This is a genomic window from Klebsiella pneumoniae subsp. pneumoniae HS11286 (assembly GCF_000240185.1).
GTDB classification, from domain to species: Bacteria; Pseudomonadota; Gammaproteobacteria; order Enterobacterales; family Enterobacteriaceae; genus Klebsiella; species Klebsiella pneumoniae.
Map to the genome: position 1 here is coordinate 1,778,294 of NC_016845.1, position 25,917 is coordinate 1,804,210.

Consider the following 25,917-nt stretch of genomic DNA (forward strand, 5'->3'; position numbering starts at 1 on the left):
ACGCAGGCAACAAAAAACCCATTTATGTAAACGGGTTAATGAAAACAATAAGTTAGATTAAAAACAATAAGTTAGATTGGTGGTCAGTGGTGGTTATTACGGGGTAATGCCAACCGCTGCCGCCACTTTGTCGCCTCTTGGCAGCGTTGCCAGAGGATTGAAACGGAGCGCCGTTTCCAGATGATCCGGTGCCAGATGTGCGTAACGCATAGTCATTTTTATATCGTGGTGTCCGAGAATTTTTTGTAAGGCCAGAATGTTTCCACCCGACATCATGAAGTGCGCCGCAAACGTATGGCGCAGAACGTGTGTGAGTTGACCGCGAGGGAGCACGATAGACGTTTTTTCCATCACGGATAAAAATTGAAAATAACAGTCTGTGAAGAAATTGAACCCATCAAGCGCCATGATCTCTTCGTAAAGCTCTTTACTGATAGGGATGCTTCTGTTTTTCTTCCCTTTTGTTCTGACAAAGGTAATTCGGTATTTGGTCACCTGTGAGCGGGTAAGATTTACGGCTTCACGCCAGCGTGCGCCTGTGCTTAAGCATATCTTAACTACCAGTGCCAGAATTGGGTCCTGACGTTTGCAATCAGCCAGCAATTCAACAATCTGCTCATGGGTAAGCCATGCCATCTCTTTTTCTGCGATGGTGAATTTTCGCATGTTCTCCAGTGGGTTCGGATACGACCATTCGCCCAGACGGGATAGTTCGCTAAAAACACTACTTAGATAGCTTTGCTCCAGGTTAATGGTGACCGGGCTGGCTCCTTTCTTCCATTTCTCGCTGAAGTAGATCTCACCTGTCAGTCGTTTATCTCGATAATGGGCAAACATTTTAGATGTGAGATCGGTTGCAAGGGGATTGCCCAGAGCGTCAACCATCAGCAGCAATTTGTCATAGACATGCTGCCCAGCAGTCAGAGATTTACCATGTAGTTTGAACCATAGTTCAACCACGTCTTTCAGTGTTCGACGATCCACTGATTCACCCAGCCAGGGCTTTGCTTCGGTTTCTTCCATCGTGTGACGCTCAAAAGCCAGAGCTTCGCCTTTGGTGGCGAATTGTTTACGCACACGACGTCCACTACGTCCGGCGGGGTAACATTCGCAAAGCCATTTTCCTGTGGTGAGTTTTCGTACTGCCATAAAAAAAGCCCTCATATCAGAGGGCTAAATTTAACTGTATATAAAAACAGTGTGCGCCGGGAGACCGGTTAGAGATCAAGGGGTGAAAGTCCCCGACCATTGAAGGACCAGCAATCCACAAGGTCCCCGAGTCATGCGTTGCATACCGCGAGGTATGGGGCGAAGCGTTGACAGGGGTGTTGACAGGCCAGCCATTGAGCCACGAAATGTATATTAAATTACCGGGTGCCGACGTTGTACTGTTAACGGAAGGCAACATCATAGGGTGCGATACTGCGAGTGCCACATGGACCCGGCGGGGTCTGAGACCCTGGCATGTCAATACGATCTCTACGCGGGAACCGGGAGATCTCCCCTCTGACCATCTGCCAGTGTCGGAGATGGCCCGCACCGGGAAGACGAGGAGTCATAGCCGGTGATGTACGGAGAGGAGAAGTCGGACTCGCTCATAGTAGCGGCGAAGCAGGCGAACAACCCGAAAGGAGCGGAGTCAGTGGAGCGAAGGAGCGGGGCCAAGGGGAACGCGGAACAGCCACACATGCGCCGGACACAGAGCCGGGAAAGCATGTCACAGAGGCTGTCACGCGTGCGGGAAGCTGCGAAGCAGCGGAAGAAAGAACGGTTTACAGCATTGTTCCACCTGCTGACAGTCGAAGCACTGGAAGCCGCATTCCTCTCCCTGAGCAGGAAAGCGGCCGCCGGAGTGGATGGCATCAGGTGGATGGACTACGCCGGAAACATGAAGAACAACATAACAGATCTGCACCGGAGGCTACATCAGGGCAGCTACAGGGCGCAGCCCGGCAGGCGTCACTACATCCCAAAAGCGGATGGAAAACAACGCCCGCTCGGCATCGCCTCGCTGGAGGACAAGATCGTCCAGTATGCGCTGGTGAAAATCCTGAACGCAGTCTATGAAAACGACTTTATGGGGTTCTCATACGGGTTCAGACCCGGGCGAAGCCAGCACGATGCACTGGACGCACTGGCCACAGGGCTGGTACGCACTAACGTAAACTGGGTACTGGATGCCGACATCAGTCAGTTCTTCGACAGGGTGAGCCACGAATGGCTGATCAGGTTCACAGAGCATCGGATCGGCGACCGGAGGGTAATCAGGCTCATACGTAAGTGGCTCACAGCCGGGACGTCGGAGGAGGGTCAATGGCGAGCAACGGAGGAAGGCACCCCACAGGGTGCGGTCATCTCACCGCTGCTGGCAAACATATACCTCCACTACGTCTTCGATCTGTGGGCGCATCAGTGGCGACGTCGCTATGCCACAGGCAATGTGGTAATGGTCAGATACGCCGATGACATCGTCATCGGGTTCGACAAACGATACGATGCCCGGCGCTTCCGTATAGCCATGCAGCGCAGACTGAGGGAGTTCGGACTCACGGTTCACCCGGAGAAAACCCGTCTGATGGAGTTCGGCCGCTTCGCTGCCGAAAACCGTGCCATCAGGGGAAAAGGCAAACCAGAAACGTTCAACTTCCTCGGGTTCACGCACATCAGCGGGAAAGATCGCAACGGCAGGTTCATGCTGATACGAAAGACCCGCCGGGATCGGATGACGGCAACTCTGAAAGCCATCAAAGACGGTCTGCGAAGGCGCTGGCATTACTCAATCCCCGAACAGGGAAAATGGCTCAGGAGAGTGGTTCAGGGATACCTGAACTATCACTCGGTACCGGGCAACTTCCCCACCATGCAGAAGTTCAGGACACACGTAACAAACCTCTGGCGCCGGGCGCTCAGGCGCAGGAGCCAGAAGGATGATACGACCTGGACGAAAGCAAACAAACTGGCAGCCGCATGGCTACCAAGGGTTCGGGTTCTTCATCCATGGCCTGTGGAGCGGTTCACCGCCAGACACCCGAGGCAGGAGCCCGGTGCGTAAATCGCGCACGCCGGGATCTGTGCGGGGGGTATCCGGTAACGGGTATCCCTACCGCGACGGCTATACATACAGTGTTGCTTGTGGTGTCATAGGAGGAAAGATGCAGGACTATTTTTTGGAGTCTTTGAAGCTCCAGCGCATTGATTTTTTTCTTAAGCTTGTAGCGGCTAGTGAGTGTAGTGATGAAGAGAAGGGGCTGGCTTTGCAGTGGGTTTCTGAACTGACAGATGAACTCATGGCAAAAATCAGAACCCACGAATACAACCGCTCAATGGATGTCATCAGCTGAGGTGACTTTTATGCGCATTGAAATAATGATCGATAAAGAGCAGAAGATTAGCCAGTCTACCCTGGACGCCCTTGAATCCGAGCTTTACCGCAATCTGCGCCCCCTGTATCCCAAAACGGTAATCCGTATCCGTAAAGGTAGCTCTAACGGTGTGGAACTGACCGGACTGCAACTGGACGAAGAAAGAAAACAAGTGATGAAAATTATGCAGAAGGTGTGGGAAGACGACAGCTGGCTGCATTGATTTTGTCAATAGACGCTTGTTTTTTCTAATCAAAAAGGGTTACATATGAGTGAGAGGCGATGATCAATCAGATATCGCCTTGTTTTTTGTCAAGAAAAGAATAATAGGCTAAAAATGAAAATTAATAATGTAGCGTTACCAATATCTCTTGCTGTAATCCTAACTGGTTGCGTACCACATGCTTCTAACCGAAATATCACTGCTATTGAAGTGGTGAAGCCTGCTATTGGGCAAAGTGCTACCGCCTACATGGGCGATCCCATTATCACATCTGCTACTGGATTTAAAACGGACGTATTAGAACTTGGTGCGGCTAATGGTGCATTGTCTTCTATCGCTGCTGGTACATATTGCAGTGAGGGGAATGGAATTTATCGCAATTATCATAACCCTCAAGCTGTTGCGTTAAAAAATCTCTATGGGCAAATCGGTAACTATGTTGATTATGTTAGTTACGATGCTGCAAAAAATGAGATATCACCGCCAAATGGCACTTCTTATACTGCATCAGAAATTTCTATCAAACGTGTTCCTGATGGGCTGTGTCGAGTGAGTAACTCATTGGTTAAGACTATCGAATACAATGGAAATGCAGGCGGTGTAATGAAGTTCACCTATCGTGAATTTGCAAACGATATGGCTCGTGCAGCATTTACAACAGATTTTTCTGTAGATTCTAAAGGAAGTGATGTTATCGCTTACAAAGGTGCCAAGTTCAAAGTGAACAAGGCTGATAACTCGTCTATTTCTTATACCATTATTTCTGGCTTTGACAAGGCTGTCACGTTCTAGGTTTCACGCTTACTGAGTATGTTACGATTTTGCACATTCTGCATAAACGCGCATGTCTATGCTGCATGAGATCGCATGATCGTTTGAGGATCTTTTGTGTTAAGGCCCGCCAGTTCTAGCGGGCTTTTGCGTAGATCATGCAGGTGCATGAAAACCACTACATAAAGTGGGCAGGCGTGGCGGGGATACGAGCGCGCGCTGGAGGGATAAATGGAATTGAAAATGTACCTTCTTAGAGATAACCTTCGCTAAAACTTTATTACTAAGGAGTGATAATGAGTACCTGGAACCAAGCCTATTCTGCAAGAGAAGATTTGAAATCGTATGGTGATAATGGACTGGCTTTGTTTGCGTTAGCATTACATTTCAGAATTGATGATATTGATAGTGTCGCAGCAGAGTCCATTACCGATGGACATGACGATAAGAAATGTGACCTTGTGTATATTAATGAAGAAGAAGAATTTGCTGTACTTGCTCAATGCTATTTCTCAAGCAAAGATAGACAGGAAGCTCCAGCAAATAAAGCGAGTGATCTTAATATTGCTTTAGCATGGCTTCTGCAAAGAGATTTGCATGATGTACCCGATAGAATAAAATCTTCTGCTCAACAGATACGGACATCAATCAAACAAGGGAAAATTAAAACTCTGTACGTTTGGTATGTTCATAACTTACCATCTTCAACAAATGTGGCTCAAGAGCTAATTACGGTTCAGCAGACAGCAGCAACTATTTTAAAACATGATTTTGAAGATGCTAAAATACAAGTGCATGCAATGGAAGTAGGCACTGAAAAGTTGACGGAATGGTATAGTGAATCACTATCACCAATACTGGTTGATGAGATTTTCAATATTAAAGTCAGTGATGGTGGCTATGAAATAAAAGGAGATAATTGGAATGCATTCTGTACTACCATTCAGGGAAGAGATTTAGCTAGAGCGTACAAAAAGCATAAATTAAAAATATTTTCAGCAAATGTTAGAGACTACCTTGGATCAAGGTCATCTGATTCAAATATCAATAATGGTATCCGTAACAGTGCGGAAAATTCAGCATCAGAATTTTGGGCATACAATAATGGCGTAACTGTTTTGGTTCATGAATATAAATTCAATGAAGCATCAAAGAATCTTGAAATCAGAGGGATGTCAATAGTTAATGGAGCACAGACAACAGGTGCTTTAGGAACGCTGCCACGATTACCTCCAGAATCAGTTAAAGTCCAAGCTAGATTTATAAAAGTCAAAGATGCGGATGCTGATCTAATTCAGAATATAATTCAGTATAATAACAGTCAGAATAAAGTTGAAGCATCTGATTTCAGAAGCACAGACAAAATTCAAAAACGACTTAAAAATGAATTTGCTTCTATTCCTGATGCTGAATATGATGGAGGAAGACGAGGAGGTGCTGAAAGTGTCATTCGTCGAAAAACTAATCTACTGCCTTCTTATACTGTTGGTCAAGCTTTGATGAGTTTCCATGGAGAGCCGACGATAGCTTATAATCAGCGATCTGCAATTTGGACTAATGACTCTCATTATTCTAAGATTTTTAATGACAGTACAAAAGCTTCACATATTGTTTGTGCGTATTCTCTCATGCGGTGTATTGAGAACAAGAAAATAGCTTTGGCAAAGAAAGATACTCTTTCAAAAAATGATAGCGCTCAATTGGGATATCTCAGGCATCGTGGTTCAATACCTTTATTGTGCTCGGCTATTGCCGAATGTTTGGAAAACTTTTTGGGCCGTCCCGTTCCTAATTTATTTAGAGTTTCGTTTGGAAGTACGGTCTCTCCTTCTCAGGCTGAAAGTATTTGGGAGCCAATTGTAGATGTGTGTCTGGCTTTAAGTAATCAGTTGCTGCCTGCACTGGTTGAAGGAGGGTTGAAAAGTCCTACAAAAGTTAAAGATTGTATATCAAATTTTTCACAGCTTATTACTGCAACGGCCCAAATGAACCAGCCTGTATATGAGGCATTTGAGAAAAAAATCAAATCCGCATTCTAACTAAAAGAAGGCCTTGTAAGAGGCCTTCTTGATATTTTACTGATCAGCGAACATATTGTCGTCATAATGAGTATGTCGCAAAACGAATAATTTCATCTTTCAACCATCTATTTAGTTCCTGTAGCCGTTTCTGTAGCGGCATTAATTCGTTACGAACAAAAACGCAACTGGCTTTCTCTACATCCCCAAACCCTCCAACATTATTAGGCATAATCCCCATCATTTGCGGCGGCACGCGGTGCGCAGCCATCATGTCGTCGCGGCTGACATTTTTGATATTCAGAAATTCATCCTTCGCCGCGACTTCTGATAACGGGATGATTTGAAGCCCGTCTTTTTTACCGTTAGGCGAGTACATAAACAGGTTACGGAAGTTACCAGGACCTTTGGCACTTTTCATCGCGTTGCGGAGATTGTTCACATCCTCCTGATTCTGCGCGGCATCGGTCATATACATGATGAAGCCTGCATGGCTGCCGTTGATGTAATACTTGCGGCGGAACAGCGTGGCGGACTCGTTGAGCAAAGCGGATGGGATGGCAGAAAGATAACCGGGCAGGCCGTAGATCTCCTGGTTGATGTCCGGTTCCATCAGATGAAAAATGCTGCCTTTCGTGAACTGATACGGCTGGGTTGTCATACCATATTGCACAAACCAGTAAGTATCCATGTCTAATCCGCGTCGGGTGTATTTTGCCAGAGCAGGCTCAAGGGCGATAACTTCACCGAAGCGGTTAGTGCGTTTCTCCAGGTAGGCGTTACCAAAAACCAGATAGTCCTGCACAAAACGTGAAAAAGCCTGCTGGCTGAGCAGCGGGTGAGGGATATAGGTGCTGGTCAGAATATTGCACTTTACTGCAATCGGTGAGCTGTGATGCACGGCGGCGCGGAAGGTTCGCGCCAGTCCGTCAAAACTCACTGGCGGCTCATACCAGCGATCTGTCTGTACGCATTCCACATAGTCCAGTAGTTCGCGGCGATCCAGAACTGGAATGGGATCGCCGAAGCTGAATGCTTCGGCTGAAGTCTGGCTTTTATGCTGGGTCTGGTTCTGCGACGCAGCGCGGTTCTTCTTACTCTTTCCCATCAAAAAATCTCCACAATATTACTGGTATTGGCGGACTCGCCCTGCAGTGGTTCGTTAAACAGTGCGTGCATTGTTGCCCACGCCAGATCGGCGTGGCTGGTTTCTTCGCTGCGGCTGGCTTCATACGTCGGGCGGTTGCCACTGGCGGTGGTGGCGCGACGGATTGCCATGAATGACTGCGCAATGTCGGTGTGCCCGGCGTCAAACTCCAGACGGCGGTGGCTGATAATGTCGTAGGCCTTGAGTACCAGAGCGTTTTTAACGTTGGGGTTGTAGACAAACTCCCGGACGGCAGGAAAAAACGCTTTCACGTTCTCGTAAACCCCGTGACCGACGCCGGTTGAGTCGATACCGATGTATGTCACGTTGTACTGTTCAGTCAGTTTTTTGATGGCGTCAGCCTGGGCGCGGAAGTCCATCCCGCGCCACTGGTGACGCTCAAGAATGCGGAACTTACCGCCCGGCACGGCTGGCGGTGCCACCACCACGCACCCGGCGCTGTCGCCGTTTTGCGTACCTTTTGCCGGGTCATAACCGATCCACACTTCGCGCCAGCCAAACGGGCGCAGGGCCAGTGCATGAAAGTCGGTCCAGACTTCCCAGCTGTCCACCATGCACGCCTGCAGCTCGCTGAGCGGAAACACGGACGCGAGATCGTCCACAAACTCGCACATCAGCAGGTTCTGGTATTCGTCCGGGCTGTACTCCATGCGCAACTGGTCGAGATCGAACAGGTTACATCCGCCGCGCACAGCATCTTCCACGGTGACTATCTGGCGGTATTGCCCGTCTGCGCACAGCAGGCCGGGGGCCAGATTGCTGTGGGACAGGTCGATGTCCACCTTATCGGCTTTGTTGCGCCCACGGTTGAACAGCGCACCGGACCAGAACGGATAAGCACTGTGTGTCAGGCTGGATGGTGTGGAAAAATAGGTTTGTCGCCATTTTTTGTGAATAGCCATACCGGAAGCCACTTTGCGCAGCTCCTGGAATTTCGGTATCCAGAAATATTCATCCAGATACAGGTTGCCGTGGTAACTCTGGGCCGTGCGGGCATTGGTGCCGAGGAAGTAAAGCGTAGCCCCGCTGGGAAGCACCATCGGATCGCCTTTCAGCTCCACTTCCACTTCTTTGGCGAAGTCGATGATGTACTGTTTAAAGACGTGGGCCTGTGCCTTACTGGCGGAAAGGAAAATCTGGTTACGTCCGGTAAGCAGGGCGTCAATCAGGGCTTCACGGGCAAAGTAAAAGGTCGCGCCGACCTGGCGTGACTTCAGCAGGTTGCGGATGCGGTTGGTTTTTCCGGCTTCCCACCAGTGGCGCTGGTAGTTGAACATGGAGGAATGGAAGATTTCTTCCAGCTTCTCAATCTGTTCATCGGTGAAAACGTTCTTTTCCGGCTGACGACGCGGGCCTTTGTTGCGGTTGGCGACGTTAGGGTTTAAGTCGGCTTCGTTGCCGCCATTGTTAAACTTGCCGATCCGCGCGTGGCGCTCCGACTGGCGCGCCAGCAGGTCAATCTCTTTGAAATCTTTCCCTTCTTTGTGCTCCTTCATGATGAGCTGGCAGTAGCGTGCGGCGGTGGTGAGCTGCATCTGATCCAGCGGCCCATAGTCACCCCACTTGTCGCGTTTCTTCCAGCTGTGAACGGTTGCAACTTTCTCGCCCAGCATTTCAGCAATGCGGGCTACGCGATATCCCTGAAAGTACAGCAGCATGGCCTGCCGACGGGGATCGAGATCTGCGGATGTCAGTGTGGTGTTCATGGCACAAACCTACAGCCTTGAATGAAGGCTTTCCCCGCCTGCGGTTTGTGTGGTTGTCGGTACAAATACCGTGCATTGTTTCACTGCCCTCATCACCGCAACCATAAGGCTCCAGTAAGTTTTTTCTAACGGAGCACGGCTCATGACAGTGAAAGCAAAGCGTTTTCGCATCGGGGTGGAAGGTGCCACCACCGACGGACGCGAAATCCAGCGTGAATGGCTGGAACAGATGGCAGCCAGCTACAACCCGGCAGTGTATACCGCGCTGATTAACCTTGAGCACATCAAGTCTTATCTGCCGGACAGCACCTTTAACCGCTACGGCAAGGTAACGGCGCTGTTTGCTGAAGAAATCACGGAAGGTCCGCTGGCAGGCAAGATGGCGCTGTATGCCGACGTTGAGCCAACGGAGTCCCTGGTGGAGCTGGTGAAAAAAGGCCAGAAATTATTCACTTCTATGGAAGTCAGCCCGAAGTTCGCTGATACGGGCAAAGCCTACCTGGTTGGCCTGGCTGCCACTGATGATCCAGCCAGTCTGGGTACGGAAATGCTGACATTCAGCGCCAGTGCAGCCCATAACCCGCTGGCAAACCGCAAGCAGAATCCCGCCAATCTCTTTACCGCCGCAGAGGAAACGGTGATCGAACTGGAAGAAATCCAGGAGGACAAGCCGTCCCTGTTTGCCCGCGTCACGGCGCTGTTCACCAAAAAAGAGCAGTCCGACGATGCCCGGTTCTCTGATGTGCATAAGGCCGTGGAGCTGGTCGCCACTGAGCAGCAAAACCTGAGCGCACGCACCGAAAAATCCCTGTCTGAGCAGGAAGAACGCCTGTCTGAGCTGGAGACAGCCCTGCAGGCACAACAGGCCGCCTTTAACGAACTGGTGGACAAGCTGAGCCATGAGGACTGCCGCCAGGACTACCGCCAGCGTGCAACAGGCGGTAACGCCCCCGCTGACACTCTGACCAATTGCTGATGGAGCATAAAACCCGATGAAGAAGAATACCCGCTTTGCTTTTAACGCTTACCTGCAGCAGCTGGCGCGTCTGAACGGTGTGGCAGCTGAAGAACTGTCCAGCAAGTTCACCGTGGAGCCGTCTGTACAGCAGACGCTGGAAGACCAGATCCAGCAGTCCGCCGCTTTCCTGACGCTGATTAACGTCACGCCAGTGACTGAGCAGTCCGGTCAGCTGCTGGGGCTGGGGGTTGGCAGCACCATTGCCGGAACCACTGACACCACCGCGAAAGAGCGTGAACCTGTCGATCCGACGCTGATGGTCGATGTGGAATACAAATGCGAACAGACCAACTTTGACACGGTGCTGACCTACGCGAAGCTGGACCTGTGGGCGAAGTTTCAGGATTTCCAGGTGCGTATCCGTAACGCCATCGTGAAACGTCAGGCACTGGACCGCATCATGATCGGCTTTAACGGCGTGAAGCGTGCGAAAACCTCCAACCGTAGCGAAAACCCGCTGCTGCAGGATGTGAACAAAGGCTGGCTGCAGAAAATCCGTGAGGATGCACCGGAGCACGTCATGGGCAGCACCACCACGGGCGGTGAAACCACACCGGGTGCGGTGAAAGTCGGTAAAGGTGGCGAATATGCCAACCTGGACGCCGTGGTGATGGATGCCGTTAATGAGCTTATCGACGTGGTCTACCAGGACGATGACGATCTGGTGGTGATTTGCGGTCGTGAACTGCTGTCTGACAAGTATTTCCCGCTGGTCAACAAAGAGCAGGAAAACAGTGAAAAACTGGCAGCCGATATGATTATCAGTCAGAAACGCATGGGCGGTCTGCAGGCCGTGCGTGCGCCGTTCTTCCCGCCGAATGCGCTGCTGATCACCCGTCTGGATAACCTGTCCATCTACTGGCAGGAAGACACCCGCCGCCGTTCAGTTATCGACAACCCGAAACGTGACCGGATTGAAAACTTTGAATCTGTTAACGAAGCCTATGTGGTTGAGGACTACCGCTGCGCCGCACTGGTGGAAAACATCCAGATTGGCGATTTCAGCGCCGCCGCAGCAGAAGCCGGAGCGTAACCTATGAGCCTGAGTCCCGCACGGCAGCATCGCCTGCGCGTTCAGGCTGAACAGGCCGCCCGTGAAGGCGGCAGTGTTCGCCACGCGTCGGGCTATGACCTGATGCTGCTGCAACTGGCGGAAGACCGCCGCCGTCTCAAGGGCGTTCAGTCCACGGTGAAAAAAGCGGAAATAAAGGTGGAGCTGCTGCCGAAATATGCCGCCTGGGCGGAGGGCGTCCTGGCTGCCGGAGGCGCTCAACAGGATGACGTGCTGATGTACGTGATGCTGTGGCGCATTGATGCCGGAGATTATGCCGGGGCGCTGGAGATCGGGCGTCATGCCCTGCGTCATGGCTGGGTGATGCCGCTGGGTAACCGCAACGTGCAGACCGTGCTGGCAGAGGAAATGGCAGATGCAGCCCAGAGCGCAATGCTTGCCGCCACCGGCTTTGATGCCGATCTGTTGCTGCAGACGCTGGAGCTGACAGACGGTCTGGATATGCCGGACCAGTCACGGGCGCGTCTGCATAAAGCGATTGGCGCTGTCCTGAGTGAAAGCAATCCGGCTTCCGCCCTTAATCATCTTAACCATGCGTTACAGCTCGATCCCCGCTGTGGCGTGAAAAAAGACAAACAGCAGCTGGAGCGCAGACTGCGCAATGACAGCCGCTGACAGAACGTGCCCCCGCGCACGGGCGGCACGGGGTGGCGAAAGGCACCGCCACATCAAAACCCCGTCCACCGCCCTCTATTTCAGGAGAAAGCAGCATGAAGTTTGTTGCGCCAGAACAGGCACCGGAACAGGCGGAAATCATCAGAAATACGCCGTTCTGGCCTGATGTGGACCTGTCGGAGTTTCGCAGCGTGATGCGCACTGACGGCACGGTGACGCAGCCGCGTTTAAAGCAGGTTGCGCTGTCGGCAATTTCGGAGGTCAACGCAGAGCTGTATGAGTTTCGCAGACGCCAGCAGATGCTGGGGTATGCCTCGCTGGCAGAGGTTCCGGCAGAACAGCTGGACGGGAAAAGTGAGCGCATTCAGCACTATTTCAACGCGGTTTACTGCTGGGCACGCGCCATGCTCAACGAACGATACCAGGACTATGACGCCACGGCATCCGGTGTGAAGCGCGGCGAAGAACTGGCAGAAGCCAGCGGTGATTTGTGGCGTGACGCCCGCTGGGCCGTCAGCCGGGTGCAGGATGCGCCGCACTGCACAGTGGAGCTGATCTGATGAAAGTGCGTGCGTACCAGGGTGACACGGTGGACGCGCTTTGCTGGCGTCATTACGGACGCACGCAGGGCGTCACGGAGCAGGTACTGCAGGCAAATCCGGGGCTGGCTGAGCACGGCCCGTTCTTACCACACGGGCTGCAGGTGGATCTGCCGGATATTGCCACCACCTCCACGGTGCAGACCGTCCAGTTATGGGACTGAAATATGACGCTTGAACGGATCAGCGCCTTCATCACGTACTGCATCGCTGTACTGCTGGCATGGATGGGAGATTTATCGCTTAAGGATGTGTCGACAGTGGGCGGTGTGTTGATTGGCGTGCTGATGCTGGCCATCAACTGGTACTACAAACACAAAACCTACCAGCTGCTGCGCGGCGGAAAAATTACACGGGGGGAATATGAATCCTTCAACCGTTAAACGCTGCCTGGTAGGGGCGGTGCTGGCGATTGCCGCCACCCTGCCGGGCTTTCAGCAACTTCATACCTCAATGGAAGGGTTGAAGCTGATAGCCGATTACGAGGGCTGCCGCCTGCAGCCGTATCAGTGTGATGCGGGGGTGTGGACCGATGGCATTGGCAATACGTCCGGCGTGGTGCCGGGGAAGACCATCACGGAACGGCAGGCCGCCGGGAGTTTCATCACCAACGTTTTAAGGGTGGAGAAGGCGCTGGATCGCTGTGTCCTGGTGAGCGTACCGCAGAACGTCTATGACGCGCTGGTATCGCTGGCCTTCAACGTGGGAACCGGCAATGCCTGCGGTTCAACCATGGTGAAGTTTATCAATCAGAAGCGCTGGCGCGAGGCCTGCTATCAGTTGCCACGCTGGGTATACGTCAAAGGCGTATTTAATCCGGGACTGGACAACCGCCGCGCGCGGGAGCTGTCCTGGTGCTTAAAAGGAGCGTAACGAAATGAAAAAGAAACTGATCGGTGGGTTATTTTCGGTGCTGTACACGGCTCTGATGATTTTTAGTCTCTTTGTTCCAAACAATATTGTTCCGGCACTGGTTACAGCCTTGACCTGGATAGCCTGCCTGCTGAGCTGGGGAGCGGTGCTACTATGCCTGGCTGGATGGTATGCGGGCGGCACTCATCGGCGGGAGGCAAAGCAGGCGCTGACGCGCTTTTTCAGCACGCCAGGAAACCAGGTGATCCGATGGGCCAGGTGTTCACTACTTGTGATTTTTCTCCCCTTTACGGGCCACGTTGTCACCCTGGTATTTTATCTGCTGACGCTGGCCGCGCTTAAGGTTCTGCGTGCGCAGATTATTGATGCGGAGCCGGTGACGGTATGACGAAGGCGCTGGCGGTAATTCTGGCGCTGGTAGTGCTGGCGCTTGGCTGGCAGTCATGGCGGATGAAGGAGGCCAGCCAGACCATCGAGCGGCAAGGGCGGGATCTGAAAACGACAGGCGAAAAACTGGCAAAGACGAACAGCCAGCTGATCGCCCTGTCCATCTTGTCCGAAACCAATAACCGGGAACAGGCAAGGCTTTACGCGGTGGCAGAAAGTACAAACGCGCTGCTGCGAAGCCGTCAGCGCAGAATTGAGGAGTTAAAACGTGAAAATGAGGATTTACGCCGCTGGGCTGACACTCTTCTGCCTGCTGACGTTATCAGGATGCGCGAACGTCCAGCCCTCGCCGGAGGTGCTGCTTACCGTGAATGGTTGTCCCAGAGTGACGCAGTGCCGCCTGGAAAAGTCGGTGGCACGCACTAACGGCGATCTGCTGACCGCGCTGGATGAAGCGGAGGCGGCCTGGGCGGTCTGCGCCGATAAAGTGGACACGATAATTTCCTGTCAGGAGCGAAACAGTGAACAAGCCTCAATCCTTACGCCGCGCCCTGAATAACGCGGTGCCATATGTCCGTGATAACCCGGATAAGCTGCATTTGTTCGTTGATAACGGATCGGTGGTGGCAACCGGGGCAGCGTCACTTTCATGGGAATATCGTTACACCCTGAATGTGGTGATTGTGGATTTCAGCGGCGATCAGGGGTTATTGATGGCGCCGGTGGTGGCCTGGCTCATGGAGAATCAGCCGGATGCCATTCATAACCCGGAGCTGCGGGAAAAGTTGCTTTCCTTTGAAGTCGATATTTTGCGCAATGATATCTGTGATATCAGCCTGAACCTGCAACTGACAGAGCGTGTGATAGTCAGCGCTGACGGTGACGTGTCCAGCGTCGAAGCAGTGCCGGAACCGGACGAACCGGACGAAATGTGGGCGGTGAGCCGTGGCTGATCTGCAGGAAGTTGACGCCTGGTTAGATGCGCTCTTGGCGGGTCTGGAGCCTGCCGCACGTAAGCGCATGATGCGGGAGCTGGCGCAGCAGCTGCGCCTCAACCAGCAGAAAAATATCAGGATGCAGCGCAACCCGGACGGGACGGCTTACGAGCCGCGTCGCGTGACGGCCAGAACGAAACAGGGCCGCATCCGTCGGCAGATGTTTGCAAAACTCCGCACAACAAAATACCTGAAAGCCGTCGCCAGCCAGGACTCGGCAAGCGTCGAGTTTGAGAGCCGTGTGCAGCGCATAGCCCGTGTGCATCACTATGGCTTGCGTGATCGGGTCAGCCGTAAAGGCCCTGTGATTACTTATCCGCATCGACGATTACTAGGAGCTAATCATCATGTCATTGAGTTAATTCACAATAGTTTATATAGATGGTTGTTTAATTAATTTTCATTTTTAAATTTACTTTTTGTTTGTGCTGCTATAGCCTCTGTTAGCCCTGCAATTAATTTTTCTTGTGGAGGATGCGGGGTTTTATCAAAGCTGATATTGTGATTCCTTAAGGCATCTAGAGTAGACGAGAATTTTGATATATCTCCCCGAGATAGCATATATGCTATCTTTTGGTTCTCATAATCATTGCTAAGTTGCATGTAATATTTGGTAAAAATAACAAATATGCGTGTTACATATCCTATAAATAAAAGAACGGAAAAGCTAATTAATATAGAGGCTATTGAATCGGCTATTTTTTCTGACTTGTCTTTTTTGAGGTAAATTAAATCATCAGGTTGTAACTTGAATCTATCATTTCTAGCGGTGTTGGCATCGCTAACGCTATTATTTTTGTCATGTAGGTTTTGTGTTTTTGTATTGAAAAAGGCCTCTAAGGCTTTTGTGTAGTTATTTAGAATAGTGGTTGCTTGATATAGTTCATTATTTCCATCAATCATGCTTGATATGAAATTTGTTATTGGGTTGTTGTTTTTTGATTTGATTGCGAAGATTCCGGTTAATACTAGGGCAGTGGCCAACAAAAGAATGTATATAAAAGTGATTGTTATTCTTCTTGTGCTAATACTTCTTGTGTTTAACTCTTTTAAAGTTTCTAAATAAATTTTTTGTTCTTCGTCCATATCTTTCTCTCTTGCTGTACCAGAAGTATTGTACTGTTGTTCATACAATCTACCTGAACTATCTAAAAAGTCGACAAACAGTCATCCTGATTGGATGAATACTCAACTAACCGAAATCATGCGCCTTATCACTAATCTGATCCGCACCGGCATTGTGACCGAAGTGGACCGGGACAGCTGGCTGTGCCGGGTGAAAACGGGCGACCTCGAAACCAACTGGATTAACTGGCTGACCTACCGTGCAGGTAAATCCCGCACCTGGTGGTGCCCGTCTCCAGGGGAGCAGGTGGTGCTGTTCAGCCTGGGCGGCAATCTGGAGACAGCCTTTGCGCTTCCGGCCATCTACTCCAACGCCTGCCCGCCGCCGTCAGACTCTGAAAGTGCGGACGTGACCGCATACGAGGATGGCGGCTGGTTCGAATACGACCCCGCCACCGGGCGCTGGATTATTCGCGGCGTGAAAAGCGTGCTGATTGAGTCTTCGCAGGTTGTCTCCTGCAAAACCGGTGAGTTTGTGATCGAGGCTGACACCACCCGTATTAACAGCAATGTGATCCTGAATGGCGATGTGACCCACGGCGGCGGCGCGATGACGTCAAACGGCGTCGTTGCTGATAAGCATAAACACCCTGGCGACAGTGGCGGAACGACAGGAGACCCATTTTGACGCTCTATATCGGGATGAGCCGCGATACCGGCAGAGCTATTACGGAATCTGACCACCTGCGTCAGTCGGTGCGTGACATTTTGCTGACCCCGCAAGGGAGCCGGCTTGCGCGCCGGGAGTATGGTTCCCTGCTTTCAGCGCTCATTGACCAGCCGCAAAACCCGGCGCTGCGCCTGCAAATCATGGCTGCGGTGTATGTGGCGCTGCGGCGCTGGGAGCCGCGGCTGCAACTGGACACCATCACGGTTAACAGCAGCAACATGGATGGCGCAATGGTTATTGAGCTGGCAGGCCAGCGTAATGACGGCGTGCCCGTGTCCCTTTCCGTATCGACAGGAGCAGACAATGGCCGTTATTGACCTTTCCCAGCTGCCGCCGCCGCAAATTGTGGATGTGCCGGATTTTGAAACCCTGCTGACTGAGCGCAAGGCTGAATTTGTCGCGTTATTTCCGGCAGAAGAACAGGAGGCCGTGGCCCGCACCTTAACGCTTGAGTCTGAGCCGGTGGTGAAAATGCTGCAGGAAAATGTGTACCGGGAGTTGCTGCTGCGCCAGAGGATTAACGAGGCAGCGAGAGCCGTGATGGTGGCCTATTCCGGCGGGGATGACCTGGACAATTTAGGCGCAAATAACAACGTACAGCGCCGGGTGATTACAGCTGCAGATGACACCACAACACCACCCACGGAGGCGGTAATGGAATCTGACGCGGATTATCGCCAGCGCATTCCTGCTGCATTTGAGGGGATGAGCGTTGCCGGACCAGTCGGAGCCTATGAATATCACGCGCTTAGCTCGGATGGTCGGGTGGCGGATGCGTCAGCGTTCAGCCCGTCACCGGCAGAAGTCGTGGTGACTATTCTGGCCCGCGACGGCGATGGTACTGCGCCTGAAGACTTACTGCAGGTCGTCGGTGAGGCCCTGAATGATGAGGCTGTGCGGCCAGTGGCGGATCGGGTGAGCGTCCGATCTGCTGAGATTGTCCCCTATGAAATTGATGCGGTTCTTTATGTCTACCCCGGCCCGGCTAAGGAACCCATCCTGGCGGCAGCGAAAGCGCAGGGCACGGCATACATCAACGAGCAGCGTCGCCTGGGGCGTGATGTGCGGTTGTCCGCGATCTATGCCGCGCTGCATGTTCAGGGTGTCCAGCGCGTCGAACTGATAAAGCCACTGACGGACATGGTGCTAGATAAAACGCAGGCGTCATATTGCACCGATTTTAAAGCAGAAATTGGTGGCTCTGATGACTAGCAGCCTGTTGCCGCCGGGGTCGTCTGCGCTGGAGCGCAGGCTGGCGCAAGCCTGTTCAGGTATCAGTGATTTAAACGTGCCGCTGCGTGACCTGTGGAACCCGTGGAAATGCCCGGCAAAGTTTCTGCCGTACCTGGCCTGGGCTTTCTCCGTTGATCGATGGGAGGAAACCTGGACAGAAACCGCTAAGCGGCAGGCAGTAAGTGATGCGTTCTGGATCCATCAGCGAAAAGGAACGGTGGCGGCAGTTAAGCGGGTGATCGAGGGGCTGGGGTATTCGATGACCATTGAGGAATGGTGGGAGGTGGCCGACCCCGCCGGGACGTTTCGGCTTGAGATCGATCTGAATGAAATCGGCATCACTGAGCCGATGATTTATGAGCTTGAGAGGATTATAGGTGATGCCAAACCGGCGAGCAGACACATCTCTCAGATGACATTGTCTACTACCTCTCGCGGTATTGCGCATCTTGGTGCTGCCGCAATTATTGGCGACGAAGTAAGTGTTTATCCGCAGCAATATAAGCCGGGCAACGATATTTTTTACGATGGCCTGATTTTCCATGACGGCAATTATCAGTATGAGGAATGATATGGCGAGCATAAAAGAATTGCCGCGCTGGGAAGATGAGGTCTATCAGATCGCGCGTGGTGATAAAGTAGAAGGTGGTGTCGGTGGTATAGCGAATATGCAGGCGAAGACGCTGGCAGAACGTACCCGGTATCTAAAAAACGTTGTTGAATCTATTCCGGATTACCGCGAATTCACATTTTATAAAACTGAAAATGATCCGGAAGGAAAGTTAGCTGGAATCGCTGAAACCCATGACGGCCAGCTATTTCGTGTTGCTCAGGGGATCGATAGCGAAAACTCTTTTATCTATTATCGGAATGATGATGGTGATGCTGTTCCGGTTGCATGGCAGCCTGGCACAGAGTTAGTCAAAATATTGAGCAACCTGATTAGTGATCAGGGAGATAACCCATTTTCTGTCGTTTTCGATAATGGGCTTTCTCCGTTGGGCTATAAAAATGGACGCTTATACGCTGATGAATTTGAAAAGCTATACTCCTCAGATTCCGGGTTAGAGTTTGGTGGCAGCATAATTGATAATAATCCTCCAGAAGGTTGGAGATTTGTTATTTACTACCGCAACGGGTTAGTGATGTGTGGTCAAAAAGATGACGGCACAATGATCGGTTTTGGTGAGGGGGGGAGCGGTGGCGGTTCTATTGAACCAGGTGATACAGCTCCTGACTATGATTCAATTCGAATGTATTCAGGTACAGCGACAGTGCGTGACGTAGTTGGGAAACGCGCTGGCGGTCGTTTTGTTGTTAATCCGGATGACACCACATCGGAGGAGATCCCCGGAGGGATACTGGTCGATGTGCTGGGGCGTCGATGGTATCGACAGGCTGATTTTGTTTCCTATGATATGTTTCTTGCGCCGCGAATACCCGCAGCGACTCTGTTGTCCGTACAGGTTGCACTGGCAATGGGGAACAGGTCATCAGCAATAGCATACCTCGCAGGAGTGGAGGCAGCAGATAAAGCTATCCAGGCGGCTCACCGCTTTGCGAACATCATGAAAATCCCCGTACGTCAGAATGACGGTGCATTCCTGATGTTGGTTGATCATGAAGCAGAAGTACGAACAAATACCGACCTGTCAGGGGCGATAATTCTTACCTCTGCAAATTCCGGTGTGAACGAGATACGCTGGGGACCTTTACGACTGCTTGACCCTTCAGCACCTGAACCGATGCGCATGTTCAACATAAAAGGTAAACCGCGTATTGAACTGACAGCTGAAGAGTTAGCGACATTTAACGCAACGTATTCAAAGTATCTGAAAAAAGGCTCTCAGTACCTGCCTTATCCGAAACTGTACGCGTATTACGGTGGGATGTTCTATGCGCTGTCGCATGAAGTGGAAATTTACCGCAATGGAGAAAGGAATAAGCCGCGTGACCGCGTGTTATACCGAGAGTTTTCACGTATTGGAAAAAATGGCGCATTGACCGAGAGGATTGTGAAAGACATTCCAGACGGGACGATTGGATATGCCGCCATTATACAGAAAGAAGATGATTTTCTGGAATTTAAATGCCCGCATTTTATTGAACTGGGCGACAGTCGTCGATTCCTGAATATCGAAGTCTCCAGGCCGATGGTGCGCATTAAAAATCTGGTGCATACGTCATGGCAGACTAACGCAACAAGCCTCGAAAGCCGCGTGGTTATTTCTGCGCGAGAGGTTTTTGACGTATTTTGCGAATACGGAGAAACCACTTGTCACCCGGCCGAGAACGGTTCATATGTCATTTGCATTCGTGATACCTGTAACGTGCATATCGATAACTATTACGGACTGCATGGCTGGGGGTTACAGGGGCATCACGGAATAAAGGGTTTATACGGCAACAGAAATACGTTTAACCGCGTTGATTTCCACAGCTTCGGGTACGATGTTTTCTTCAAAGATCTGACTGTGAAAGGCAGGCAAATCAACCTGCAGGGAGGTAATGAGTGGTCGATAGAGAAACTTCGGCTGTATATCACCCGTACCAGTGGCGATGCAGTGGAGTATTTCCTTAACTACGCCATCGGCATGAGGCAGGACTATGCCAGTGACTGTGATGGCATTCTCAATATTGATGGTGTCACGGTGATGTGGGACAGAGGGCTACCCGCATGGTACAACACGACCCGGTCATTTGACCTTGTCAGAATTATCGATACAGCCAACTCTCTTGATCAGGGGATTGACAGCAAATTACCCCCCGTTATCAGAATTCGCAATGTCGTGTTTGACCTTGCCGGCATCCAGACCGGAAGACCGAATGACAATTTTGAGTTCTGCGCTGTTACGGCCTTACGTTCTCAGTTTACCGACTACTCGGTAACCGGACGTAAAACGCTGCTACCCGACAATATCACCGTTGACGGAATGACAGCTATTAACGTTCAGCCCACGCAGAACGCGGTGATGTGCGGCATCAAATTGCCTGCCGACCTCTATCAGAACACTGTGGGCTCACGCAACAAAAAGGGCAGCGACGGGACGAACGCCCGCATAACGCTGCGCAACCTGCACAGCGTTATCAACAATCCGTCTATCGAGCTGGCTGCAGCCCAGACCGTCGATATTCCGGGAAACGCGGCAACCTGGACCGCTGATTACCTGAACAGTGATTACAGCTGGATACCGCGGATTATCCTGGAAAATTGTATCCCGGCAATTATCCATGCTCCTGGCGCAAAAGCTGTTGTCGATATTCATGGCGGCAAGCTGGCGCGGGTCTACACCAACGGCAATAGCAACCGCTGCCGGGTCACTGGTGCTGATATTGAGCTGATACCTGATGCGGCGGGTGTGACCTATTTCGCAGCAGATAAAACGCTGGTGACGGGCTGTTCATGGCTGAACCCGGCCAGTGGTGCAACCTATCCAGGTACGTTACGTGGTTCAGGAAACGAAATGATCGGAGAAAGTGCTAAAGCACCAAACCTTCCTGCAAAAGCTTTTATTGAGGAATAATAAATGGGAAACGGAACGCGTATTTTACTTAACTCGGACGGTGTTATTACTAACTGGGAAAAGCAATATTTTGAACCAGTAAAGTCACCACTGGCAGCAATTGCAAACCCGATCGTGGCTTTTGATTTACTGACTCCTGTAGATAACTCACGACATGGTTTCAGCGTGCAGCAAGGTGTGCAGATCCTGAAAGGGTATGGACTTGAATTTCCTGGTTCCGCCGGTAGCCAGACTACGTTTGCAAAGTCCGGACTGTCCGGACTGTCTTTTCTTACTGCATTTCGGTTAAGCGCAGTTGATGTATTTCAGTACGTGCTTGACTGCAGGGATCTGACACCAGGTACAGGCCATGGTTACGCCATTACGTTTAACCCTGCCGGTCAGCGGCTTGAGCTTCGTGTCGGCTGGCCTGACGGTAGTCAGGGTATCTATTTTCAGGAAGGTAAGACGATTGTTGCGGGGCAATGGTATGTGGCATGCGGTGTCATTTCTCCTAACCGCAATCACAAATTAACGTTGTCAGATGGGACTGCAATTGCTGCAAGCCCTGCGGGTTATCTGTTAAACGTGGCGGGAAACAAGCTAATGCTGGGTGCCAGTGCTGCCGGTTCATCAATGATGAAAGGTGATCTGGCTTTCTTTGGTGCATGGGAAAAAGAATTTACCGCAGGCGACACTCTGACGGCTGTCGCGCTGGGTAAAAACATCATGGCTTTAAGAGGGCAGGCAGTATGACAACCGTAGAAGTACGCATTGAAACAGTTAATGGCAGCATGGTCACTTTTTCGCGTGTATCTGAAAACTGGGTAAATCTGAACCAGTACGAACGGGATGACATTATCAGCGGATGGATAAATGAGGATAAAAACAGCCAGGCCGCATTATCGGCTAGTGATGGATATACCCTGAGCTATCACGTTTTAGCTCAAGAATAGCCGAGGCGCCAGACAGAAAAGGATAAGAGATGAGCACAGCCTTTTATACAAAACTGACCGCGGCGGGAGTTAATGCCATGACTCGCGCAGTCATGAATAATGAACCAATCTCTATTACTGAAATGGCTGTTGGAGATGGTGGCGGTAATAATATTAATCCTGACGGAATGCAGGGACTAGTTAATGAAGTTTACCGCGCTCCGTTAAACAGGCTGGTTATTGCTGATCTGGACAGAAATGTCATCCGGGCAGAAATGCTGATGATGCCCCAGGTTGGCGGATGGTGGCTGCGTGAAGCGGCGTTATTTGATGACAGAGGGATCTGTCTGGCCGTAGCAAGTTTACCTCCATCCTATAAGCCATTGCTGGAACAAGGGGCAGGGCGTATGAGCACGGTGAATATTTACATCACCGTCAACAATATTGCCGATGTGCAACTAATTACTGACCCGGCGATCATTCTGGCAACGATAACTGAGGTTGATAAGGCTAAGGGTGAGGCAAAGGATTACGCCGACGAAATTGTAGGTAACTTAGACAAGAATATTCAGCAGGTGATTGCTGATGCTATAACGGCGGCAAAGCGAGATTTCTGGGAAGATGATAATCCGGTTGGCACCACCCGCTTTTTTAACCAGAACCTCAATCCCAATGAGCGCTGGCCGTGGTCGCAATGGGTGTACACCGGCGAAAACAAAACGATCCGCGTCGGCAGGGCTGACGGTTCGGACGTCGGGCAGACAGGCGGCAGCGATACTGTCACACTCCAGCAGGCTAACCTGCCCGCTGTGCAGGTTAACGTCAGTGGCGAAACCAGTGAACTCCCCGGGCAGGAGCTGACCACCAGGGAGGCGGGACGGCATAAACACAAAGGCGGAATGCTCGCCCCTGGCGAGGCCTGGGATGATAATTACATAGTCGGTTCGGATAACGACAGCCGCCGCACCAGAAATTATACGGATGAGGTGGCCGATCATAGCCATATTGTGGACTTGCCAGCCCACAAACACACGACCACCGGCAAAACCGATAACCTCGGTGAAGGGAAATCATTCAGCGTGGTTGAAGCCCACACACTGCTGATGTGCTGGAGCCGCGTTGCCTGATAAATCCCGGTATCAGTCTGCCCCGATAAGGGGCTTTTTTCTGTCTGCGGTTGTGCCATTGACGGTACAACGGCCATCAACGGCTTGCGGTGCATGATTTCCCTACCATGGGTGAACCCCTAAACAGGAGATTCATTCATGGCGCAAGACTATCACCATGGCGTGCGTGTTGTTGAAGTTAACGACGGCACCCGCTCTATCACGACGGTGAGCACGGCGATTGTGGGCATGGTATGCACCGGCGATGATGCCGATGCCTCAGTGTTCCCGCTCAATAAGCCGGTTCTGCTTACCGATGTACTGACCGCCAGCGGTAAAGCGGGCGAGTCCGGCACGCTGGCCCGCTCACTGGATGCCATCGCAGACCAGGCAAAACCCGTCACCGTTGTGGTGCGTGTTGCCCAGGGCGAAACCGAAGCGGAAACCACCTCCAATATTATCGGCGGCGTAACCGCTGACGGTAAGAAAACGGGCATCAAAGCGCTGCTTTCGGCGCAGTCGCAGCTGGGTTTAAAGCCGCGCATTCTTGGTGTGCCGGGCCATGACACGCAGGCTGTTTCCACTGAACTGTTAAGCGTGGCGCAGAGCCTGCGCGGCTTTGCGTACCTGTCTGCCTACGGTTGTAAAACCGTGGAAGAAGCGATTGCCTACCGCGAAAATTTCAGTCAGCGAGAAGGGATGCTGATCTGGCCTGATTTCATCAACTTTGACACGGTGCTGCAGGCGGATGCGACTGCTTACGCCACTGCCCGCGCGCTGGGTCTGCGTGCAAAAATCGACGAGCAGACCGGCTGGCACAAAACCCTTTCTAACGTGGGCGTCAACGGCGTAACCGGCTTGTCTGCGGATGTGTTCTGGGATCTGCAGGACCCGGCAACCGATGCCGGACTGCTGAACCAGAACGACGTCACCACCTTGATCCGCAAGGATGGTTTCCGCTTCTGGGGTTCCCGCTGCCTGAGCGATGACCCGTTATTCCAGTTTGAAAACTACACCCGTACCGCGCAGGTGCTGGCAGACACCATGGCGGAGGCGCATATGTGGGCGGTGGACATGCCGCTTAACCCTTCGCTGGCTCGCGACATTATCGAAGGTATCCGCGCCAAAATGCGCAGCCTGGTAAATCAGGGCTACCTCATTGGCGGTGATTGCTGGATTGATGACAGTGTGAATGACAAAGACACGCTGAAAGCCGGGAAACTCTGGATCGACTACGACTATACGCCAGTGCCTCCACTGGAAAACCTGATGCTGCGCCAGCGCATCACTGACCGTTACCTGGTGGATTTCACCACCCGCGTAAGCGCATAAGGGGGACCCATGGCCTTACCACGCAAGTTAAAACACCTGAATATTTTTAATGCCGGTAACAACTGGATGGGCATTGCTGAATCCGTCACCCTGCCGAAATTCACCCGCAAGCTGGAAAACTACCGCGGCGGCGGTATGCCCGGTTCAGTCGGTATTGATCTGGGGCTGGATGATGGCGCGCTGGATACGGAAATGACCATCGGCGGCACTGAGGCGCTTCTGTTTAAACAGATGGGCAAAGCCACGGTGGACGGCGTGCAGCTGCGCTTTACCGGGTCTATTCAGCGTGACGACACCGGCGAAGTTCAGGCCGTTGAGCTGGTCGTCCGTGGGCGCCACAAAGAGGTGGATTCCGGCGAGTGGAAAACCGGCGAGAGCAATTCCACCAAGGTCAGCAGCGTTAACTGTTACGCGAAGCTGACCATTAACGGTGAAGTGCTCTATGAGGTCGATGCGATCAACATGATTGAAGTTGTTGATGGTGTTGACCTGATGGAAGAACACCGTAACGCCATCGGTCTGTAATTTTTTCCTGGCGCGCGAGGTCGCGCCAGCCAACCCATAACAGGAAAAGAGCATGAGTGAGAAAACAGAAGCAACGGTGAAACTGGATAGCCCGATTAAGCGTGGTGATACCACGATTACGGAAATTATGCTGCGTAAGCCGCAATCCGGCGCGCTGCGCGGTACGCGACTGCAGGCGGTGATGGAGATGGACGTGGCCTCAATGATGACCGTGATCCCCCGCATCTCCACGCCAACGCTGACCCCGCAGGAAATGGCGGACCTCGACCCGGCAGACCTGGCCGCGATGTCTGTCGAGGTGGTCCTTTTTTTGTTGCCGAAGTCGGCACTTGCCGATTTGCCGACAGCCTGACGGTAGATGACCTGGTGGCGGATATCGCCACGATCTTTCACTGGCCGCCGTCCGTCACTGACGTTATGCCGCTGACGGAAGTGCTGGAGTGGCGGCACAGAGCGATAATGCGTAGCGGGGCCAGCGATGAGTGATAAAAACCTGCGCCTGCAGGTGGTTCTGAATGCGGTTGATAAACTCACCCGCCCTTTAAAAAAATGCGCTGGCTGGCTCGAAGGAGCTGGCCTCCGGCATCCGGCAGACCCGTGATCAGCTTAAACGGCTTAACGACGCGGGGAGCCAGTTAAAATCTTTTGATCAACTCTCACAGAGTCTGAACCGGACCAGCA

Annotated in this window: 35 protein-coding genes; 31 read left to right on the forward strand and 4 right to left on the reverse strand. The window is 51.9% G+C overall.

The window, feature by feature from the left end:
* Positions 1-96 precede the first annotated feature (96 nt).
* Positions 97-1,077: an integrase family protein gene (locus KPHS_17130; RefSeq protein ID YP_005226013.1), complete on the reverse strand. Its 981-nt coding sequence runs from the start codon at positions 1,075-1,077 to the stop codon at positions 97-99.
* Positions 1,078-1,564: 487 nt separating this feature from the next.
* Here KPHS_17130 and KPHS_17140 point away from each other — a divergent pair, with 487 nt between their 5' ends.
* The 5 genes from KPHS_17140 to KPHS_17180 all read left to right on the forward strand — a co-directional run bounded on the left by KPHS_17140 (position 1,565) and on the right by KPHS_17180 (position 6,395).
* Positions 1,565-3,052 (forward strand): putative reverse transcriptase/maturase, encoded by a 1,488-nt coding sequence (locus KPHS_17140; RefSeq protein ID YP_005226014.1) that lies wholly within the window; start codon positions 1,565-1,567, stop codon positions 3,050-3,052.
* A 100-nt stretch (positions 3,053-3,152) separates the two neighbouring features.
* Positions 3,153-3,341, forward strand: a complete 189-nt coding sequence (locus tag KPHS_17150; RefSeq protein YP_005226015.1) for a hypothetical protein — start codon at positions 3,153-3,155, stop codon at positions 3,339-3,341.
* A 10-nt stretch (positions 3,342-3,351) separates the two neighbouring features.
* Positions 3,352-3,585, forward strand: a complete 234-nt coding sequence (locus KPHS_17160) for a putative DinI-like damage-inducible protein (protein YP_005226016.1) — start codon at positions 3,352-3,354, stop codon at positions 3,583-3,585.
* A 561-nt stretch (positions 3,586-4,146) separates the two neighbouring features.
* Positions 4,147-4,377, forward strand: coding sequence for a hypothetical protein (locus tag KPHS_17170; protein ID YP_005226017.1), 231 nt, complete (start codon positions 4,147-4,149; stop codon positions 4,375-4,377).
* Between the two features lie 275 nt (positions 4,378-4,652).
* On the forward strand, positions 4,653-6,395 hold the full coding sequence (locus tag KPHS_17180) for an AIPR family protein (RefSeq protein YP_005226018.1): 1,743 nt from the start codon (positions 4,653-4,655) through the stop codon (positions 6,393-6,395).
* A 61-nt stretch (positions 6,396-6,456) separates the two neighbouring features.
* Here KPHS_17180 and KPHS_17190 read toward each other — a convergent pair whose 3' ends face one another.
* Both KPHS_17190 and KPHS_17200 read right to left on the reverse strand, forming a co-directional pair.
* On the reverse strand, positions 6,457-7,482 hold the full coding sequence (locus KPHS_17190; protein ID YP_005226019.1) for a putative phage portal protein: 1,026 nt from the start codon (positions 7,480-7,482) through the stop codon (positions 6,457-6,459).
* The gene (locus tag KPHS_17200) at positions 7,482-9,248 is read right to left on the reverse strand and encodes a terminase, ATPase subunit (protein ID YP_005226020.1); all 1,767 of its coding nucleotides are present in this window, start codon (positions 9,246-9,248) and stop codon (positions 7,482-7,484) included. The genes KPHS_17190 and KPHS_17200 overlap by 1 nt, the downstream gene beginning before the upstream one ends.
* Before the next feature lie 142 nt (positions 9,249-9,390).
* Here KPHS_17200 and KPHS_17210 point away from each other — a divergent pair, with 142 nt between their 5' ends.
* The 12 genes from KPHS_17210 (at position 9,391) to KPHS_17320 (ending at position 15,204) form a co-directional block, all read left to right on the forward strand.
* Positions 9,391-10,224 carry a Presumed capsid scaffolding protein (GpO) gene (locus KPHS_17210; RefSeq protein YP_005226021.1) on the forward strand — a complete coding sequence of 278 codons (834 nt, stop codon included), beginning with the start codon at positions 9,391-9,393 and terminating at the stop codon, positions 10,222-10,224.
* Between the two features lie 16 nt (positions 10,225-10,240).
* Positions 10,241-11,299, forward strand: a complete 1,059-nt coding sequence (locus KPHS_17220) for a minor capsid protein H1 and H2, major capsid protein N* (protein ID YP_005226022.1) — start codon at positions 10,241-10,243, stop codon at positions 11,297-11,299.
* A gap of 3 nt (positions 11,300-11,302) precedes the next feature.
* A complete protein-coding gene (locus KPHS_17230) occupies positions 11,303-11,953 on the forward strand; it encodes a terminase, endonuclease subunit (RefSeq protein ID YP_005226023.1) in 651 nt (216 codons plus the stop codon).
* Positions 11,954-12,048: 95 nt separating this feature from the next.
* Positions 12,049-12,513, forward strand: a complete 465-nt coding sequence (locus KPHS_17240; RefSeq protein YP_005226024.1) for a Head completion/stabilization protein (GpL) — start codon at positions 12,049-12,051, stop codon at positions 12,511-12,513.
* Complete coding sequence (locus KPHS_17250) at positions 12,513-12,716, forward strand: tail protein X (RefSeq protein YP_005226025.1); 204 nt, start codon at positions 12,513-12,515, stop codon at positions 12,714-12,716. The genes KPHS_17240 and KPHS_17250 overlap by 1 nt, the downstream gene beginning before the upstream one ends.
* A gap of 3 nt (positions 12,717-12,719) precedes the next feature.
* Positions 12,720-12,935, forward strand: coding sequence for a hypothetical protein (locus KPHS_17260; protein YP_005226026.1), 216 nt, complete (start codon positions 12,720-12,722; stop codon positions 12,933-12,935).
* Positions 12,916-13,425, forward strand: a complete 510-nt coding sequence (locus tag KPHS_17270; protein ID YP_005226027.1) for a lysozyme — start codon at positions 12,916-12,918, stop codon at positions 13,423-13,425. Before KPHS_17260 ends, KPHS_17270 begins: the two co-directional genes overlap by 20 nt.
* A 4-nt stretch (positions 13,426-13,429) precedes the next feature.
* Positions 13,430-13,813, forward strand: a complete 384-nt coding sequence (locus KPHS_17280; protein ID YP_005226028.1) for a hypothetical protein — start codon at positions 13,430-13,432, stop codon at positions 13,811-13,813.
* Complete coding sequence (locus KPHS_17290) at positions 13,810-14,238, forward strand: LysB family phage lysis regulatory protein (protein YP_005226029.1); 429 nt, start codon at positions 13,810-13,812, stop codon at positions 14,236-14,238. The genes KPHS_17280 and KPHS_17290 overlap by 4 nt, the downstream gene beginning before the upstream one ends.
* Complete coding sequence (locus tag KPHS_17300) at positions 14,225-14,371, forward strand: hypothetical protein (RefSeq protein ID YP_005226030.1); 147 nt, start codon at positions 14,225-14,227, stop codon at positions 14,369-14,371. Before KPHS_17290 ends, KPHS_17300 begins: the two co-directional genes overlap by 14 nt.
* Entirely contained in the window at positions 14,334-14,765 is a 432-nt protein-coding gene (locus KPHS_17310) for a P2 phage tail completion protein R (protein ID YP_005226031.1), read from the forward strand. Before KPHS_17300 ends, KPHS_17310 begins: the two co-directional genes overlap by 38 nt.
* A 34-nt stretch (positions 14,766-14,799) precedes the next feature.
* The gene (locus KPHS_17320; protein ID YP_005226032.1) at positions 14,800-15,204 is read left to right on the forward strand and encodes a phage virion morphogenesis protein; all 405 of its coding nucleotides are present in this window, start codon (positions 14,800-14,802) and stop codon (positions 15,202-15,204) included.
* Here the strand turns inward: KPHS_17320 and KPHS_17340 are convergent.
* On the reverse strand, positions 15,201-15,710 hold the full coding sequence (locus KPHS_17340) for a hypothetical protein (RefSeq protein ID YP_005226033.1): 510 nt from the start codon (positions 15,708-15,710) through the stop codon (positions 15,201-15,203). The two genes, KPHS_17320 and KPHS_17340, sit on opposite strands and share 4 nt — an antisense overlap.
* Between KPHS_17340 and KPHS_17330 the strand changes: the two genes are divergently transcribed.
* The 14 genes from KPHS_17330 (at position 15,709) to KPHS_17470 (ending at position 25,837) form a co-directional block, all read left to right on the forward strand.
* Complete coding sequence (locus tag KPHS_17330; RefSeq protein YP_005226034.1) at positions 15,709-15,873, forward strand: hypothetical protein; 165 nt, start codon at positions 15,709-15,711, stop codon at positions 15,871-15,873. The two genes, KPHS_17340 and KPHS_17330, sit on opposite strands and share 2 nt — an antisense overlap.
* Before the next feature lie 114 nt (positions 15,874-15,987).
* The gene (locus tag KPHS_17350; protein YP_005226035.1) at positions 15,988-16,560 is read left to right on the forward strand and encodes a baseplate assembly protein V; all 573 of its coding nucleotides are present in this window, start codon (positions 15,988-15,990) and stop codon (positions 16,558-16,560) included.
* Positions 16,557-16,919 carry a baseplate assembly protein W gene (locus KPHS_17360; RefSeq protein YP_005226036.1) on the forward strand — a complete coding sequence of 121 codons (363 nt, stop codon included), beginning with the start codon at positions 16,557-16,559 and terminating at the stop codon, positions 16,917-16,919. The genes KPHS_17350 and KPHS_17360 overlap by 4 nt, the downstream gene beginning before the upstream one ends.
* Positions 16,906-17,814 (forward strand): baseplate assembly protein J, encoded by a 909-nt coding sequence (locus KPHS_17370; RefSeq protein ID YP_005226037.1) that lies wholly within the window; start codon positions 16,906-16,908, stop codon positions 17,812-17,814. The genes KPHS_17360 and KPHS_17370 overlap by 14 nt, the downstream gene beginning before the upstream one ends.
* Positions 17,807-18,406 (forward strand): tail protein I, encoded by a 600-nt coding sequence (locus KPHS_17380; protein ID YP_005226038.1) that lies wholly within the window; start codon positions 17,807-17,809, stop codon positions 18,404-18,406. The genes KPHS_17370 and KPHS_17380 overlap by 8 nt, the downstream gene beginning before the upstream one ends.
* A gap of 1 nt (position 18,407) precedes the next feature.
* On the forward strand, positions 18,408-21,359 hold the full coding sequence (locus tag KPHS_17390) for a hypothetical protein (protein ID YP_005226039.1): 2,952 nt from the start codon (positions 18,408-18,410) through the stop codon (positions 21,357-21,359).
* A gap of 3 nt (positions 21,360-21,362) precedes the next feature.
* A complete protein-coding gene (locus KPHS_17400) occupies positions 21,363-22,094 on the forward strand; it encodes a hypothetical protein (RefSeq protein ID YP_005226040.1) in 732 nt (243 codons plus the stop codon).
* Between the two features lie 38 nt (positions 22,095-22,132).
* Positions 22,133-22,294: a hypothetical protein gene (locus tag KPHS_17410; RefSeq protein YP_005226041.1), complete on the forward strand. Its 162-nt coding sequence runs from the start codon at positions 22,133-22,135 to the stop codon at positions 22,292-22,294.
* A 29-nt stretch (positions 22,295-22,323) separates the two neighbouring features.
* Entirely contained in the window at positions 22,324-23,400 is a 1,077-nt protein-coding gene (locus KPHS_17420) for a phage tail protein (RefSeq protein YP_005226042.1), read from the forward strand.
* 138 nt (positions 23,401-23,538) lie between these two features.
* Entirely contained in the window at positions 23,539-24,711 is a 1,173-nt protein-coding gene (locus KPHS_17430) for a phage tail sheath protein (protein ID YP_005226043.1), read from the forward strand.
* A gap of 9 nt (positions 24,712-24,720) precedes the next feature.
* Positions 24,721-25,236 (forward strand): phage major tail tube protein, encoded by a 516-nt coding sequence (locus tag KPHS_17440; RefSeq protein ID YP_005226044.1) that lies wholly within the window; start codon positions 24,721-24,723, stop codon positions 25,234-25,236.
* Positions 25,237-25,288: 52 nt separating this feature from the next.
* On the forward strand, positions 25,289-25,588 hold the full coding sequence (locus tag KPHS_17450) for a phage tail protein E (RefSeq protein YP_005226045.1): 300 nt from the start codon (positions 25,289-25,291) through the stop codon (positions 25,586-25,588).
* A 14-nt stretch (positions 25,589-25,602) separates the two neighbouring features.
* Entirely contained in the window at positions 25,603-25,722 is a 120-nt protein-coding gene (locus KPHS_17460; RefSeq protein YP_005226046.1) for a GpE family phage tail protein, read from the forward strand.
* The gene (locus KPHS_17470; RefSeq protein YP_005226047.1) at positions 25,715-25,837 is read left to right on the forward strand and encodes a hypothetical protein; all 123 of its coding nucleotides are present in this window, start codon (positions 25,715-25,717) and stop codon (positions 25,835-25,837) included. The genes KPHS_17460 and KPHS_17470 overlap by 8 nt, the downstream gene beginning before the upstream one ends.
* Positions 25,838-25,917: the final 80 nt, after the last annotated feature.

Coding starts and splice junctions, on each gene's coding strand:
- KPHS_17270 (YP_005226027.1), top strand. CDS start 12,916: ATGAATCCTTCAACCGTTAAACGCTGCCTGGTAGGGGCGGTGCTGGCG.
- KPHS_17260 (YP_005226026.1), top strand. CDS start 12,720: ATGACGCTTGAACGGATCAGCGCCTTCATCACGTACTGCATCGCTGTA.
- KPHS_17220 (YP_005226022.1), top strand. CDS start 10,241: ATGAAGAAGAATACCCGCTTTGCTTTTAACGCTTACCTGCAGCAGCTG.
- KPHS_17390 (YP_005226039.1), top strand. CDS start 18,408: ATGGCGAGCATAAAAGAATTGCCGCGCTGGGAAGATGAGGTCTATCAG.
- KPHS_17430 (YP_005226043.1), top strand. CDS start 23,539: ATGGCGCAAGACTATCACCATGGCGTGCGTGTTGTTGAAGTTAACGAC.
- KPHS_17330 (YP_005226034.1), top strand. CDS start 15,709: ATGCTTGATATGAAATTTGTTATTGGGTTGTTGTTTTTTGATTTGATT.
- KPHS_17150 (YP_005226015.1), top strand. CDS start 3,153: ATGCAGGACTATTTTTTGGAGTCTTTGAAGCTCCAGCGCATTGATTTT.
- KPHS_17160 (YP_005226016.1), top strand. CDS start 3,352: ATGCGCATTGAAATAATGATCGATAAAGAGCAGAAGATTAGCCAGTCT.
- KPHS_17210 (YP_005226021.1), top strand. CDS start 9,391: ATGACAGTGAAAGCAAAGCGTTTTCGCATCGGGGTGGAAGGTGCCACC.
- KPHS_17240 (YP_005226024.1), top strand. CDS start 12,049: ATGAAGTTTGTTGCGCCAGAACAGGCACCGGAACAGGCGGAAATCATC.
- KPHS_17180 (YP_005226018.1), top strand. CDS start 4,653: ATGAGTACCTGGAACCAAGCCTATTCTGCAAGAGAAGATTTGAAATCG.
- KPHS_17380 (YP_005226038.1), top strand. CDS start 17,807: ATGACTAGCAGCCTGTTGCCGCCGGGGTCGTCTGCGCTGGAGCGCAGG.
- KPHS_17420 (YP_005226042.1), top strand. CDS start 22,324: ATGAGCACAGCCTTTTATACAAAACTGACCGCGGCGGGAGTTAATGCC.
- KPHS_17400 (YP_005226040.1), top strand. CDS start 21,363: ATGGGAAACGGAACGCGTATTTTACTTAACTCGGACGGTGTTATTACT.
- KPHS_17190 (YP_005226019.1), bottom strand. CDS start 7,482: ATGGGAAAGAGTAAGAAGAACCGCGCTGCGTCGCAGAACCAGACCCAG.
- KPHS_17450 (YP_005226045.1), top strand. CDS start 25,289: ATGAGTGAGAAAACAGAAGCAACGGTGAAACTGGATAGCCCGATTAAG.
- KPHS_17200 (YP_005226020.1), bottom strand. CDS start 9,248: ATGAACACCACACTGACATCCGCAGATCTCGATCCCCGTCGGCAGGCC.
- KPHS_17280 (YP_005226028.1), top strand. CDS start 13,430: ATGAAAAAGAAACTGATCGGTGGGTTATTTTCGGTGCTGTACACGGCT.
- KPHS_17470 (YP_005226047.1), top strand. CDS start 25,715: ATGAGTGATAAAAACCTGCGCCTGCAGGTGGTTCTGAATGCGGTTGAT.
- KPHS_17230 (YP_005226023.1), top strand. CDS start 11,303: ATGAGCCTGAGTCCCGCACGGCAGCATCGCCTGCGCGTTCAGGCTGAA.
- KPHS_17340 (YP_005226033.1), bottom strand. CDS start 15,710: ATGATTGATGGAAATAATGAACTATATCAAGCAACCACTATTCTAAAT.
- KPHS_17370 (YP_005226037.1), top strand. CDS start 16,906: ATGGCCGTTATTGACCTTTCCCAGCTGCCGCCGCCGCAAATTGTGGAT.
- KPHS_17290 (YP_005226029.1), top strand. CDS start 13,810: ATGACGAAGGCGCTGGCGGTAATTCTGGCGCTGGTAGTGCTGGCGCTT.
- KPHS_17350 (YP_005226035.1), top strand. CDS start 15,988: ATGAATACTCAACTAACCGAAATCATGCGCCTTATCACTAATCTGATC.
- KPHS_17410 (YP_005226041.1), top strand. CDS start 22,133: ATGGTCACTTTTTCGCGTGTATCTGAAAACTGGGTAAATCTGAACCAG.
- KPHS_17250 (YP_005226025.1), top strand. CDS start 12,513: ATGAAAGTGCGTGCGTACCAGGGTGACACGGTGGACGCGCTTTGCTGG.
- KPHS_17440 (YP_005226044.1), top strand. CDS start 24,721: ATGGCCTTACCACGCAAGTTAAAACACCTGAATATTTTTAATGCCGGT.